This is a genomic window from Solitalea canadensis DSM 3403, from assembly GCF_000242635.2.
Classification (GTDB): Bacteria; Bacteroidota; Bacteroidia; order Sphingobacteriales; family Sphingobacteriaceae; genus Solitalea; species Solitalea canadensis.
On record NC_017770.1, the window covers coordinates 3,776,793 to 3,790,532 of the forward strand.

Annotated in this window: 10 protein-coding genes and 1 riboswitch; of the genes, 5 read left to right on the top strand and 5 right to left on the bottom strand. The window is 37.4% G+C overall.

Annotated features, from left to right (window positions below):
- Positions 1 to 226 precede the first annotated feature (226 nt).
- From SOLCA_RS15690 to SOLCA_RS15700, 3 genes are all read right to left on the bottom strand, one after another.
- The gene (locus tag SOLCA_RS15690) at positions 227 to 829 is read right to left on the bottom strand and encodes a hypothetical protein (RefSeq protein WP_014681441.1); all 603 of its coding nucleotides are present in this window, start codon (positions 827 to 829) and stop codon (positions 227 to 229) included.
- Between the two features lie 114 nt (positions 830 to 943).
- Positions 944 to 2,281: a hypothetical protein gene (locus tag SOLCA_RS15695; RefSeq protein WP_014681442.1), complete on the bottom strand. Its 1,338-nt coding sequence runs from the start codon at positions 2,279 to 2,281 to the stop codon at positions 944 to 946.
- A gap of 43 nt (positions 2,282 to 2,324) precedes the next feature.
- Complete coding sequence (locus tag SOLCA_RS15700) at positions 2,325 to 2,897, bottom strand: YceI family protein (protein ID WP_157604589.1); 573 nt, start codon at positions 2,895 to 2,897, stop codon at positions 2,325 to 2,327.
- Between the two features lie 257 nt (positions 2,898 to 3,154).
- A riboswitch (SAM riboswitch) is annotated at positions 3,155 to 3,257 on the top strand.
- A 233-nt stretch (positions 3,258 to 3,490) separates the two neighbouring features.
- Between SOLCA_RS15700 and metH the strand changes: the two genes are divergently transcribed.
- Together metH and SOLCA_RS15710 are read left to right on the top strand one after the other, a co-directional pair.
- A complete protein-coding gene (gene metH, locus SOLCA_RS15705; protein WP_014681444.1) occupies positions 3,491 to 7,186 on the top strand; it encodes a methionine synthase in 3,696 nt (1,231 codons plus the stop codon).
- A gap of 106 nt (positions 7,187 to 7,292) precedes the next feature.
- Positions 7,293 to 8,246, top strand: a complete 954-nt coding sequence (locus tag SOLCA_RS15710; protein WP_014681445.1) for a methylenetetrahydrofolate reductase — start codon at positions 7,293 to 7,295, stop codon at positions 8,244 to 8,246.
- A gap of 212 nt (positions 8,247 to 8,458) precedes the next feature.
- Here the strand turns inward: SOLCA_RS15710 and SOLCA_RS15715 are convergent, their stop codons facing one another.
- Together SOLCA_RS15715 and SOLCA_RS15720 are read right to left on the bottom strand one after the other, a co-directional pair.
- Positions 8,459 to 9,025, bottom strand: a complete 567-nt coding sequence (locus tag SOLCA_RS15715) for an SRPBCC family protein (protein WP_014681446.1) — start codon at positions 9,023 to 9,025, stop codon at positions 8,459 to 8,461.
- Positions 9,026 to 9,205: 180 nt separating this feature from the next.
- Complete coding sequence (locus SOLCA_RS15720) at positions 9,206 to 10,156, bottom strand: glycosyltransferase family 2 protein (RefSeq protein WP_014681447.1); 951 nt, start codon at positions 10,154 to 10,156, stop codon at positions 9,206 to 9,208.
- 128 nt (positions 10,157 to 10,284) lie between these two features.
- Between SOLCA_RS15720 and SOLCA_RS15725 the strand changes: the two genes are divergently transcribed.
- From SOLCA_RS15725 to SOLCA_RS15735, 3 genes are all read left to right on the top strand, one after another.
- On the top strand, positions 10,285 to 11,982 hold the full coding sequence (locus tag SOLCA_RS15725) for a glycosyltransferase family 39 protein (RefSeq protein WP_014681448.1): 1,698 nt from the start codon (positions 10,285 to 10,287) through the stop codon (positions 11,980 to 11,982).
- 100 nt (positions 11,983 to 12,082) lie between these two features.
- Complete coding sequence (gene rsgA / locus SOLCA_RS15730; RefSeq protein WP_014681449.1) at positions 12,083 to 13,003, top strand: ribosome small subunit-dependent GTPase A; 921 nt, start codon at positions 12,083 to 12,085, stop codon at positions 13,001 to 13,003.
- A 101-nt stretch (positions 13,004 to 13,104) separates the two neighbouring features.
- A complete protein-coding gene (locus SOLCA_RS15735; protein ID WP_014681450.1) occupies positions 13,105 to 13,653 on the top strand; it encodes an RBBP9/YdeN family alpha/beta hydrolase in 549 nt (182 codons plus the stop codon).
- Positions 13,654 to 13,740: the final 87 nt, after the last annotated feature.

Sequence of the window (13,740 nt, forward strand, 5' to 3'; positions counted from 1 at the left end):
AATCATTCCTTCACTTAGTGTCTTTGCATGACTTATCTTCTTTCTATATCCATTAAAATCAGGCAAAGCCGCTAAGACACAAAGCAGAACTTTCGTTTGCGCCTTAGCGTTCTTTGCATGACATATCTCCTTCCTTTACCTTGTATGATAAAATCACTAAAGCCGCTAAGCACAAAGTAGAACATCCCTTTGCGTCTTAGCGGCTTTGCGTGACTTATTTCTTAATTTATTTCTTTTCTTCGGTAACCTGTAATACTAAGCATAACTCCACTTCGCAGTTATCCTTAATTTCAACAAGTCGATTAGCGTCTGAAGGATTTAAGCCAAAATCTCGTAGATTAATTTGTTGTAAAGCTTTAAATCTTAACCCACAAGTAGAAGACTCTCCCTTATACGGAATTAAATAAGTCTTTTTAACACCAGCAATGGTAACACTTACCTTGCTTAAACCATTTTGCCATGGCATTTCATTGGCTCCTGGCTTAGGTGAAATAGAAATTACTTCAATCTTACAAATTGGATGTTCCTTGGACTTTAACAATTTTCTAAAATCCCGGTTCATTAAAAAATTACCAGAAGTAAATTTCTCAATTTCCAATTGTAAATCTCCAAATGCACTAATCAGTTGTTCATTGGTAGAGTTTGCTCCTATTTTAAAAGCCCGCATCATATCACCTTTATAGGTAAATGAGTACCCACCTATAGAAGTACGACCTTTTAATTTCACAGTGCTTTCAGGAAGTACTTTTACGAAGGTTTGCTGAGCTTCTACAGGAAGCGTTTGCAGCAGAAAGAATCCGGCAACAAGCACGATTAAATTTAGCTTCATTTTATTCGCCGTTAAAGTCTTTAAGAGGGGTAAATTAGAATTGAGAGCTTAAGAAAGCAGCAGACCTATAGGTCTGCTGCTGGTTATGAAGAATTTGTGTTTGTTTTTTACACCTTAGAAAGAGATGGCTGCTTCAATTACGTAACCATTGAATTTACCACCGCTACGATAATCAGCTGTTGGGAAATCTTTGTATTTTTGGTCAACGTATTCAGCTTTCATCATGATGTTTTTAGTGATGAACCAACCAGCACTTCCAGCGATACGGTCAATTTTTACATCATCAGCTACACCCATTACTTTACCGCTAACTGTATTGTAACGTGCTCCTACAAAAAGATTCTCATTTTTTCCGAATCTGTACACACCTTCAACAGCATATTGATTTAAGGTTCTGCTAGTTGTTTCAGCCGCTGCTCTACCTTTTGCATTTTCGTAAGTTCCGAAGAATTCAAAACCTTCATACTTTACAAAAGCGTTGATCATAAAGGCATCCACTTTCTGACTGAAGTTTGGATTTAAACGACCTGACCAAGGAATATTTTTATAATCCGCAGGAGTAGTTTTGCCATCATTAGCATTATAGGCTCCCCATTTTTCCATCACGTTTTGATAGTTGGAACCTGTTCTATCACCCCAGTATAAAGTACCAGCATTGTTTCCGGCATTTCCATTGTGATAATAACTACCTGACAAACGTACTCTTAAATTTTCCTGGATTTGTTTGTCAACCCCAGCTTTCAGGATAAGAGATGGTGATTTTTTAGCATCTGTATTTGTTGCAGAAGTTACAATTGAGTCAACATTACCTTTTAATTGACCACCAGTTACTCCCACCATTCCGAAGAAACCATCTTTTTGAACGAATACATCACCACCAATTTCAGTTGTGAATCCATCAAGAATATAGCCTTCCATGAACGGATTTTGAAGGGTTTGGCCACCGTCAGATCTGCGGAAGTGCATGTCACCGTAGTTTACTTCATAGTGACCAGCTCTGATCGTGGTGTATTTCATAATGTTATCCCATAACTCACCTTTAAACGGCAACTTGTCAATTTGTAAGTAACCGCCTTTTACCCAAGTTTCATTGTGGTGACGAGATGACAAATAAGTAGTTAAGTTCAAGCGGATACCATCGTATAACTGCGCATCAAGATATAAATTAGCCTGAGCAGTCATAAAACCAGGTGAAAGCGGATATAACTTATTGGCAGCTTGATTATTTAAGGCTTTAGGATTTTCTTGTTTCAAATTTTGAAACTGCTGAGTAAATCCAGCGCCAATTCTAAATTTGAATCCATCATAAACTACGCTATCATTTTTACCGGTTTCAAACATGTTGATACCACGTTGATCGTATGGACGGAAATATTGGATTTTTTGTTGTTGAGCATATATGGCTGTCGAGCTCGCTGCTAATACAGCCAAAAGAGTAAACACTTTTTTCATCTTTTTATCCTTTAACTTTTAAAAAACTTTTTTTTACGTTGGGTTATTTGTAAACCACATCAAATTCGATAGAGATATCGTCGCCTGTTTTTATAGCGCCAAGCATCGCTTTAGGAGGGGTGATACTAAAATCAGTCATCTTCATTTCCTTTTTCCCTGTAATTTTCACAGCACCATTACCTAATACTTTAGCATTTCCGGTTACAACAATGTCTTTTGCAACTCCGGCAATTGTTACCTGAGCAATCGCATTAACATCTCCTGTTGTACTGATACTGTTTACTTTTTTGAGATTAAAGACTATCTGAGGATATTTATCAGCATTTAATGATTTGTAAACATTTTTATCCATTCCTGAATCATAATATTTACCATCTTCTTTTAAACTTTTCATCGATTTCACCACCATTTGCATTTGCATGGCTTTGATCGATTTTAAAGTAGTTCCTGATTTTTCGGCCTGCAACTCACCTGAAAGCTGCTCCACTTTACATCTCCAATCATGAAGTGTAGAAGTTCCTTTAACCATTACTTTACTTTCGCTTGCGGAAATTTTTTGTTGAGCACTCGTCATTAGTGGCAATGACAACAAACAAATTCCAATGAGAATTTTCATTTTACGTTTCATATAATTCCCTTTCTATTTATTATTTATTGTTTCGTTTCCTTTTGTACAGCAAATATAAGGGGAAATTAGATGTTAAAACATGATTAAAATCATTGTGTCAAAAACACACTAATAATCAATGTTAAAACATTGATTATTAGTCAAAAACAATTCAATAACTATTAGATAGTATACCGTATGGATAAAGAAGGTCTATTAATCAATAAAAAACTTGTAATTAACCAATGAATTACAGACTTTTGTATCGCTTATAAAGAAAGACGGAGGGAATAGACCCGATGAAGTCTTGGCAACCTGTGCTAACAAGGTGCCAAATTCTATCCTGATAAAATCAGGAGAAGATGAGCAAAGTGGGAATCTCCACTTGATATCTGATAAGCACATAAATTATAAGTTGACACAGATTATCTCTTTACAGAAATAATCCGGTTTATTCCGATACCACAATTGATGTTATGGGAATTGATTATTCCAAACTTGGCTTAATCATTTAAACTGAAAATGTGGTAATAAAACGGAAGATAGCTGATTATATCGCCGTTAGGTTTTATGGCCAATTGCCGGCCGTTGATACTTGAATAATGGATATTAGAAATATACTTACAAAACGCATTTTGGTACTTGATGGTGCAATGGGAACCATGATCCAGCGATATAAATTGCAGGAGGATGATTTTCGTGGCAAACGTTTTAAGGACCACCCTACCGATCTGAAGGGCAATAATGACTTATTAAGCATTACCCGCCCGGATGTAATCAAAGCGATTCATCGCGAATATCTTGAAGCTGGTGCTGATATTATTGAAACCAATACCTTCAGTGGTACCACTATCGCTATGGCTGATTACCAGATGGAACATCTTGCATATGAACTAAATTATGAATCAGCTAAAATAGCTAAAGAAGTTACAGCGGAGTTCAATGCTAAATATCCTGAAAAACCTCGTTTTGTAGCTGGTGCCATTGGTCCGACAAACAGAACGGCTTCATTATCTCCGGATGTTAATGACCCTGGATTTCGTGCAATCACTTTTGACCAGTTAGTTGAAGCTTACACCGAACAAGTACATGGACTTGTTAGTGGTGGTGCTGATATTATTTTGGTGGAAACTATTTTTGATACGTTAAATGCCAAGGCCGCCTTATTTGCTATCGACCAATACTTTGAAGTAAATAAGATTAAGCTTCCAATCATGGTTTCGGGAACAATTACTGATGCCAGCGGACGTACTCTTTCCGGACAAACAGCAGAGGCTTTTTTAATTTCATTATCCAATTTTGATCTTTTATCAATAGGTTTTAACTGTGCTTTGGGTGCAAAAGATATGCGTCCATACCTGGAAGAAATTTCAGAAAAGGCTCCATTCTTTGTGGGGGCCTACCCAAATGCAGGCTTACCGAACCAATTTGGTGAGTACGATGAAACCCCTGATCAAATGCTTGATCAAATTCGCGATTTCTTAAAAAGCGGATTTATAAATATTGTTGGAGGTTGTTGCGGAACCACGCCGGATCACATTCGTGCGATTGCAGATGAGGTTGCTAAATATGCTCCCCGTAAAAAAGCTGAACCTCAACCTTTTTTGCGTCTGAGCGGTTTGGAACCTATTGTGATTACTCCGGAAACTAATTTCGTAAATGTTGGTGAGCGAACTAACATTACCGGATCTCCCAAATTCTCAAAATTAATATTATCAGGAGATTACGAAGGTGCCCTTGCTGTTGCTCGTCAGCAAGTGGAAGGCGGCGCTCAAGTTATTGACGTTAATATGGATGAGGGGATGTTGGATTCGGAAGCAGCAATGGTTAAATTTTTAAATCTTATTGCATCCGAACCTGATATCGCAAAACTGCCCATCATGATCGACTCTTCAAAATGGTCGGTTATTGAGGCTGGACTTAAATGTTTACAGGGAAAAGGAATTGTTAACTCCATTTCACTAAAAGAAGGCGAAGAAAAATTTAAAGAACATGCTCGCAAAATAAAACGTTATGGCGCTGCAACAGTGGTGATGGCTTTTGATGAAAAAGGTCAGGCCGATACTTATGAGCGTCGTATCGAAATCTGTGAACGTTCTTATAAGTTATTAGTTAATGAGATTGGATTTGCTCCTCAAGACATTATCTTCGATCCTAACATTTTAACTGTTGCGACTGGTTTAGATGAACACAATAATTATGCAGTCGATTTTATTGAAACAGCCCGATGGATCAAACAAAATCTTCCGTTAGCAAAGGTTAGTGGCGGTGTAAGTAATATTTCGTTCTCCTTCCGTGGTAATAATACAGTAAGAGAAGCGATGCATTCAGCTTTCTTGTATCATGCTATTAAAGCGGGACTTGATATGGGTATTGTTAACGCTGGTATGCTGGAAGTTTATGAAGAAATCCCTAAAGATCTTTTAGTATTAGTAGAGGATGTTCTTCTAAACCGTAAACCTGATGCCACAGAGCATTTAGTCGCTTTTGCAGAAACTGTAAAAGCCAAAGGAAAAACAATCGTAAAAGATGAGGAATGGAGAAAAGAAGGAGTTGAAAAACGACTGAGTCATTCATTAGTAAAAGGCATTATTGAATACCTGGAGGAAGATGTAGAAGAAGCCCGCCAGAAATATGATCGTCCGTTACAGGTTATTGAAGGTCCGTTAATGGACGGCATGAACGTAGTAGGCGATCTGTTTGGTTCCGGAAAAATGTTTTTACCTCAGGTTGTTAAGTCGGCCCGTGTGATGAAAAAGGCGGTGGCTTATCTATTACCATTTATTGAAGCTGAAAAAGAAAAGCTGGCCCACGCTGATCCAAGTTCTGTTATCGAGGGAGGCCGTGAAGGGGCCGGAAAAATTTTATTAGCTACGGTTAAAGGTGACGTTCATGATATTGGAAAAAACATTGTAGGCGTTGTTTTGGCTTGCAATAACTACCAGATTATCGACTTAGGAGTAATGGTTTCCTGTCAGCAGATATTGGAAACTGCCCGTAAAGAAAATGTGGATATAATCGGCTTGAGCGGCCTTATTACACCTTCACTTGATGAAATGGTGCATGTGGCCAAAGAAATGGAACGCGAAGGATTTAACATCCCGCTTTTGATTGGAGGTGCCACCACTTCACGTGTACATACAGCAGTAAAAATCTCTCCGAACTATAACGGACCTGTTGTTCACGTATTAGATGCATCGCGTTCAGTTCCTGTTGCAGGAAATTTGCTAAATGATCAAAAGGATAATTTTATGGCTGGTATTACCAAAGAATACGACCAGCTTAGAGATTTCCATCTTAATAAAAAATCAACAAAGACATTCGTCTCTATTGAAGAGGCTCGTAACCGCAGGCTGAAACTAAACTGGGAAAGTTATCAGCCTGTTAAACCTTCTTTCACTGGAGCTAAGGTTTTGGACAATTACGATCTTGCTGAATTGGCTGAATATATCGACTGGACACCATTTTTCCATACTTGGGAATTATATGGAAGTTATCCTAAAATATTCAATGACGAGGTTGTTGGGACAGAGGCTAAAAAGCTTTTTGCGGATGCGCAGGTTTTATTAAAACGCATTGTTGACGAGAAACTACTGACAGCTCGAGCTGTTATTGGTTTCTGGCCAGCCAACTCGGTTGGTCATGATGATATTGAGTTATATACTGATGATAGTCGTTCCGAAAAACTGACGACCATTCATACACTCCGTCAGCAATTAGAAAAGGCTCAGAACATTCCATATTTTGCATTGGCCGATTTCATTGCACCTAAAGAAACAGGAATTACTGATTATTGGGGTGGTTTTGCTGTTACCACAGGTATTGGACTGGACAAGTTGGTGGAGGAATTTGAAAGTCAGCACGATGATTACAATAGTATCATGGCAAAGGCTTTGGCCGATCGTTTAGCCGAAGCATTTGCAGAGCGTATGCATGAACGCGTTCGTAAAGAATACTGGGGTTATGTTGCAGATGAACACTTCAGTAATGAAGAATTGATTGAAGAAAGATATAAAGGAATCCGTCCGGCACCAGGCTATCCTGCCTGTCCGGATCATACGGAGAAAACCACACTATTCGAAATCTTAGATGCAGAAGCCAATACAGGAATCTTCTTAACCGAAAGTTTAGCAATGTATCCGACAGCAGCGGTTAGCGGATTCTATTTTTCTCATCCTGAATCTAAATACTTTGGCTTAGGAAAAATCCAGAAAGATCAGGTTGAAGATTATGCAACACGCAAAAAAATGACTGTGGCCGAAGTAGAAAGATGGATGGCTCCGAATTTGGCGTATTAATTAATTACGAGTTGCGGGTTACAGATTACGAGTTAATTAATTAAACGATAAGAATTCGTGATTATGAACCCGAAACACATAACCTGTAATATTATAACATATAAAAATGAAGATTACCGAACATATACAAAACGCAAAAAGACCGCTCTTTTCATTTGAGCTTTTGCCTCCAATGAAAGGTCAGAGTATTGACCAGATATTTGAAGCAATTGAGCCTCTAATGGAATTTGAGCCTCCTTTTATAGATGTTACTTATCACAGGGAAGATTTCATTTACAAAAAACAACCGAACGGGTTACTCGAAAAAGTTTCCACCAGAAAACGTCCGGGAACTGTTAGTATTTGCGCTGCAATTCAATTTAAATATAAAGTAGATGCTGTTCCCCATTTGATTTGTGGTGGCTTTACGAAAGAAGATACGGAAAATGCATTAATCGAACTTAAGTTTTTAGGTATTGATAATGTATTAGTTTTAAGAGGGGACGCGCGCAAAGAAGATGGAGGGTTTATTCCTGAAGCGGGAGGCCACTCCTATGCATCTGAATTATTGGAGCAGGTGGTGAATATGAACCGTGGAAAATACCTTCATGATGAGTACAACGGAATCAATGGCACTAACTTCTGTATAGGAATTGCGGGGTACCCTGAGAAACATTTTGAGGCCCCTAATTTAAAGACTGACATTCGTTACCTGAAAATGAAGGTTGAAATGGGAGCTGAATACATTGTTACACAGATGTTTTACGATAATGAAAAGTATGCATCGTTTGTAAAAACCTGTCGTGATAACAGAATAAATGTTCCAATAATTCCCGGATTAAAACCTCTTACCACTAAAAAACAGTTAACCTTACTGCCCAAGGTGTTTAATATTGACATTCCTGAAGATTTAGCAGATGCTGTAATGGATTGTAAAACAGATAAAGAAGTTCGAGAAGTAGGTATTGAATGGTGCATACAACAATCGAAAGGACTAATTGATTTAGGAGCGCCTTGCCTACATTATTATACGATGGGTAAGTCTGAAACGATTAAACGAATCGCTAAAGCGGCATTTTAAAAACTGACTCTAAAACTCAAATTCTCAATTTTATAATTAATTCAAAATATTTTTAACTATTTTGTAAAATAAAATTGTTTAATTAAAAAAATTATTAGTAATATTGAATAAGCTTGAGAAAGTTACTAAAACGTCTCTTTCTTCATATACAACCTATATCATCCACAATTGGCCGACTCATTTTTAATGAGTCGGTTTTTTTATGATGCTGATCATTTTCTTAAGAGTGTGTCATTTCCAAATTTAGCTTCACGCTCACTAACTTCTTTTAATAAGTGCAAGCCTTCTTCAAAACTTCCGCCTATCGATTTGTCCATGTCCATAAACATCATCATAACATTGTATGGAAAGGTATAATGTGCCTTAAATCCCCATGTTGCCTTAGTTCCTTCCAGCAAAGGTTCAGTCATCACCCAACCATCAGCTTCACTTTCGAAGGGTTTAATAAATATCATTTTATACTCCATGCGATTTTCTGCAACAGCAATATTTTTCACAATCCCTTCGCCAACTTCCTTGTTACCTTCCCAATGATAGGTTGCCCCTATTGCCCCGTCCGTCCCCTGATAAGTTTCCTTCATTTTTGGATCAAAATGTTTCCATGGCGACCATAATCCCCATTTTTTAAAATGAACCATGTGATCATATACAATATCTTCAGGAGCATTGATGTTTATACTTCTTTCGAGTTGGTAGTCTTTCGGGGCCCAGATGCCCAATATTACAAAAATGGCTACAAGTGCAATGAGAGTAACAGCCAAAAACTTAAGCGTTTTCATTACAATTTGTTTAGGTAAAAAACTGATTAACTTAAAGTTAAGAAAATTAAATATCTCTAGCAAAGAGGCAAAAAAGTTATAGGTATACCTTTTAAAGTATCGATAAAGAATTCTTAAATGGATGAGGATTCTCTAATGAGAATTCAAATGCGAGAACATTTGACTTGTGTGTGTTTTCTCTTAAGCCTCCTCTTCAATGTGGTATCTCGGACGGGCTTTGGTTTCCATGTAAATCTTACCTAAATACTCACCAATAACGCCTAAAGCAAGCAATTGAATTCCACCTAAAAAATACATTGGTAATGTGATAGATGCCCAACCTGGAACGGTTATACCATAGAAACGTTGGAAAAGCACCCATAAACTGATCAAAAAGGAAGCAACAAACACGGTGAACCCAATATAAGTGATCATTTTTAACGGAAGGTTAGAAAATGAGGTAATCCCATCTACAGCCAAATGAAGCATTTTTTTAAATGGGTATTTTGTTTTCCCTGCAACTCGTTCTTTTCTTGCATAATAAACAATACTCGATTGAAAGCCCATCATTGGGAACAATCCCCTAAGGAAGAGATTTACTTCTTTATAGTGCTGCAGTTCGACCAAAACCTTATTTGACAATAACCTAAAGTCGGCATGGTCATAAATTAAATCAACGCCCATCTGTTTCATTAATCGATAAAATAAATGAGCTGTACCACTCTTCATTTGTTTATCCGAGTTCCGACTCCCTCGTACACCATACACAATTTGCGAGCCCTGACGATAATCCTGTATCATTTGTTCGATAACAGAGCTGTCATCCTGTAGATCAGCATCCAACGAAACACAACAATCAACTTTATTGGTAACATAGGTTAATCCCGCCATTAGTGCGTATTGGTGACCTACATTATGACTCAGCTTAATGGATTTTACATGGGGCGATTGATTGGTCAGTAATATGTTCCAGGTACGGTCTCTACTCCCATCATCAACAAATAAAGCAAAACTATCCGCCGAAATCAGTTTGTTCTCAATGTAAGAATTCAACAATGCTGATAAGTGTGGAATAGTGATACCCAACACATCCTCTTCGTTAAAACAGGGTAAAACGAGCGCAAGTGTAGGTAATGGTTTTATTAAACTCATGAATAGGCCTTATTAAACGATAAATATAATAAGTTTTTTACCTGCAACGGTCCGCATTTTGTTAACTTAATAATGATTTAACGATTCGTTTTCAATGCACACCTACTTTTAGCAACTAAACAAAACGTATGGATCAGCCTATAAGTAATCGGACTTATAATCTATTGTTTACTTTATCTTTAATCGTTTATTTCACCGGACTTTGCTTTCCACTGCTAGAGCCTGATGCAAATGAATATGCATGTATCGCAATGCGCATGTATCAGCAGCATGATTTTGTTGATATCATTAGTCGTTCGGTTTTCACTTTTAAAGAATATGATTACTTAGACAAGCCTCATTTATTATTCTGGCTTTCCGGACTCTCGTTTAAGTTATTCGGTTTACACGATTGGGTCTATCGTTTACCTTCTCTCCTATTTACGATTTTAGCAACCTACTCAACCTACAGCTTAGGCAAACTATTATACAACAAAGAAATTGGCAAGATTGCAGCATTAATCTTCATTACCTCCCAATCTATTATAATAGCCAATCATGATGTAAGAACCGATTCATTATTAACGAGCTTTCTTATTTTAGGCATATGGCAATTAACCAGATTCCTTCAAACCGATAAATTAGCTGCAATCATAATAGGTAGCGCAGCAATTGCATTGGCAGTGGCAACAAAAGGCATGATTGCAGTTATTGTAGCTGGTAGTGCCTTGGTTTGTTATGTAATTTATCAGCGTGAATGGCGAACCTTTTTAAATTGTAAATGGCTGATAGGACTGTTATCCTTCTTCGTTGCACTTTCGCCATTCCTATATTGTTACTACTTACAGTTTGACCTGCACCCTGAGAAACTGGTAAACGGAAAATACAATCAATCTGGAATTAAATTTCTGTTATGGACGCAGAGTGCCGAGCGTTTTGCAGGTAACCGAGACTTTGTTTCGAGTCCTGAGTTTTCTTTCTTCTATCATACATTATTGTGGGCCATATTACCTTGGAGTTTTCTCGTTTACACTGCTTTAGTTGGTCGGATAAAAGCTTTTTGGGATGCTCGCTTCAGAAAAACAGGCACTCTGGAATTTCTAACATTAGGTGGAATTCTAATCGTCTTTCACCTGATGTCGGCCTCACAGTTCAAACTCCCGCATTATTTAAATGTACTATTTCCACTGTTTGCTATTTTATGTGCTTCTTACTTATATAACCTGGTAAAGAACAATAACCATAGGCTGCTGAACATTTTAGAAAAACTACAATTATTTACCATCGGAGTTCTCCTCATTTTCGCTTACGTGTTAAACTTCTGGTTTTTCCCTATACAATCAATCTGGCTAAAATTGACCAGTTTTGTTTTGCTTACTTTTTTATTCTATTTAATTATCAGGAGTTCTCCAAGTGGTGTTTTATACCGGATTATTGTCCCTTCAGCATTTGCGATTTTAAGTGTCAATCTGCTTCTTAATACGAACTTCTACCCTCAGCTAATGCATTATCAAGCCGGTAGTGAAATGGCACTTATAGCGAAAAAAAATGCTATCCCAGTTGAAAAAACATTTATCTATAAAAAACTCCTTTTTTCTTTTGATTTCTACTCCGGTAAAACAATTCCAGCATTAAATTCAGTGCAGATAATAACTAAATCAAAAACAGGAGAACGATTTTATCTTTTCCTAAGGGCAAAGGATTTCACGGACTTACCATCGGGTTTAACAATAACTCGTAGATTAGAAACTCCACACTTCCATGTTTCACAGTTAAAATATGAGTTTTTAAATCCTGCTACTCGTTCACAAGCTATTGAAGCCTATTATTTACTCCAGTTTAATTAACAATCATTTCTACAAGAAAAACAGATTGCAAGATATTTGAGTAGCTTTGCAAAAAGTTAACCGAATAACAACGAATAACTATTCGGTCTTGCACAACTGAATGACAGGAAAAGTAATTAAATCAACCGGTAGCTGGTATAGCGTTTTAGGAAATGACGGACAAGCCTATGAATGTCGTATAAAAGGCAAATTCCGAATTAAAGGGATTAAAAGTACAAACCCTATTGCTGTTGGTGATATTGTTGATTTTGAGCTTGAACCGGGAGAACCCACCGCAGTAATCATTCATTTGCACGACCGCGAAAACTATATTATCCGTAAATCAGTAAACCTGTCGCGTCAAACGCAGATTATTGCGGCCAACATGGATCAGGCTATTTTAGTTGTTACTTTGGCAGCCCCGCGCACCTCTTTAGGTTTTATCGACCGTTTTCTGGTAACTGCAGAAGCTTATCATATACCCAGCATCTTGGTTTTTAACAAATATGACCTATATGACGATCCTGAAAAATATTTACTTAATGAGGTAAAAGCTATTTATGAAAACATCGGGTATCCATGTTATGAGATCTCGGCCTTAAATGGCTATCATATTGACCAGGTCAATGAATTGCTAAAAGATAAAACCACCCTATTCTCAGGACACTCTGGTGTTGGAAAATCTTCACTGATCAATGCAATTTGCCCAGAAAAACAACTTCGAACAGCAGCCATTTCCGAAGCTCATCAAAAAGGAATGCATACTACTACATTTGCTGAGATGTTTGCATTACCCAACGGAGGGTTTGTAATTGATACTCCCGGTATTCGTGAATTAGGAGTGGTAGAAATTGAACCGGAAGAACTTTCGGGCTATTTTCCGGAAATGCGCCAATTCAGTGAGGAGTGTAAGTTTAATAACTGTACTCATATTCATGAACCAGGCTGTGCCGTTTTAAAAGCTGTTGATGAAGACCTGATTGCCCCTTCCCGATATGATAGTTATGTAAGTATCTTTCACAATTTTGATTCAAGAGCCTAAAAATCACAACATTTAAACCTATTTACTGTTAATTTAATATTGCTTTTTGAACTAATTTTAAAAAGTGTATTTTAGCAAAAAATAAATACTCTATATAGTCGATGGGAAAAGTAGAATTTAATTCAGCAGTAGTAATAATTCCGGGATTAGGTAACTCAGGCGAGCAACATTGGCAAACCCGGTGGGAAAAGAAATATGGTTTCAACCGAATTGAACAGGTGAATTGGGACGAGCCCGATAAACAATCATGGGTAAATGCTCTTGAAAAACAATTATCGAATATAGTTGATAAACCAATTATATTGGTAGCACACAGCCTCGCATGCATTACAACGGCTTTATGGGCATCTGAATTTTCTAAAAAGATAAAGGCTGCCTTATTAGTTGCGCCTGCAGATACAGAAGCGAATGCTATTCCTAAGGAAATTACCGACTTCGCTCCTATTCCATTAAATAAACTGCCTTTTAAATCCATTGTAGTTGCAAGTACCAACGATCAATACATTTCGTTAGAAAGAGCCAATTTTTTAGCTGAATCATGGGGAAGCGAATTCATTAATATTGGTGCGACAGGCCATATCAACTCGGATTCTAACCTAGGAGATTGGGAGCTAGGCTTGGAACTGTTAAAAGAATTGGACCGATACTAAAAATATAAATACCATCACTGAAAAAAGGCTTTAGCTAACACTCGAGTAAAGTGTTGGCTAAAGCCTTTTTTCTTTTTTACTTTATGA

Excerpts from the sequence above, each read along its gene's own strand:
- SOLCA_RS15710 (WP_014681445.1), top strand. The coding sequence starts at position 7,293 with ATGAAGATTACCGAACATATACAAAACGCAAAAAGACCGCTCTTTTCA.
- SOLCA_RS15700 (WP_157604589.1), bottom strand. The coding sequence starts at position 2,897 with ATGAAAATTCTCATTGGAATTTGTTTGTTGTCATTGCCACTAATGACG.
- SOLCA_RS15735 (WP_014681450.1), top strand. The coding sequence starts at position 13,105 with ATGGGAAAAGTAGAATTTAATTCAGCAGTAGTAATAATTCCGGGATTA.
- rsgA (WP_014681449.1), top strand. The coding sequence starts at position 12,083 with ATGACAGGAAAAGTAATTAAATCAACCGGTAGCTGGTATAGCGTTTTA.
- SOLCA_RS15725 (WP_014681448.1), top strand. The coding sequence starts at position 10,285 with ATGGATCAGCCTATAAGTAATCGGACTTATAATCTATTGTTTACTTTA.
- SOLCA_RS15695 (WP_014681442.1), bottom strand. The coding sequence starts at position 2,281 with ATGAAAAAAGTGTTTACTCTTTTGGCTGTATTAGCAGCGAGCTCGACA.
- SOLCA_RS15690 (WP_014681441.1), bottom strand. The coding sequence starts at position 829 with ATGAAGCTAAATTTAATCGTGCTTGTTGCCGGATTCTTTCTGCTGCAA.
- SOLCA_RS15720 (WP_014681447.1), bottom strand. The coding sequence starts at position 10,156 with ATGAGTTTAATAAAACCATTACCTACACTTGCGCTCGTTTTACCCTGT.
- SOLCA_RS15715 (WP_014681446.1), bottom strand. The coding sequence starts at position 9,025 with ATGAAAACGCTTAAGTTTTTGGCTGTTACTCTCATTGCACTTGTAGCC.
- metH (WP_014681444.1), top strand. The coding sequence starts at position 3,491 with ATGGATATTAGAAATATACTTACAAAACGCATTTTGGTACTTGATGGT.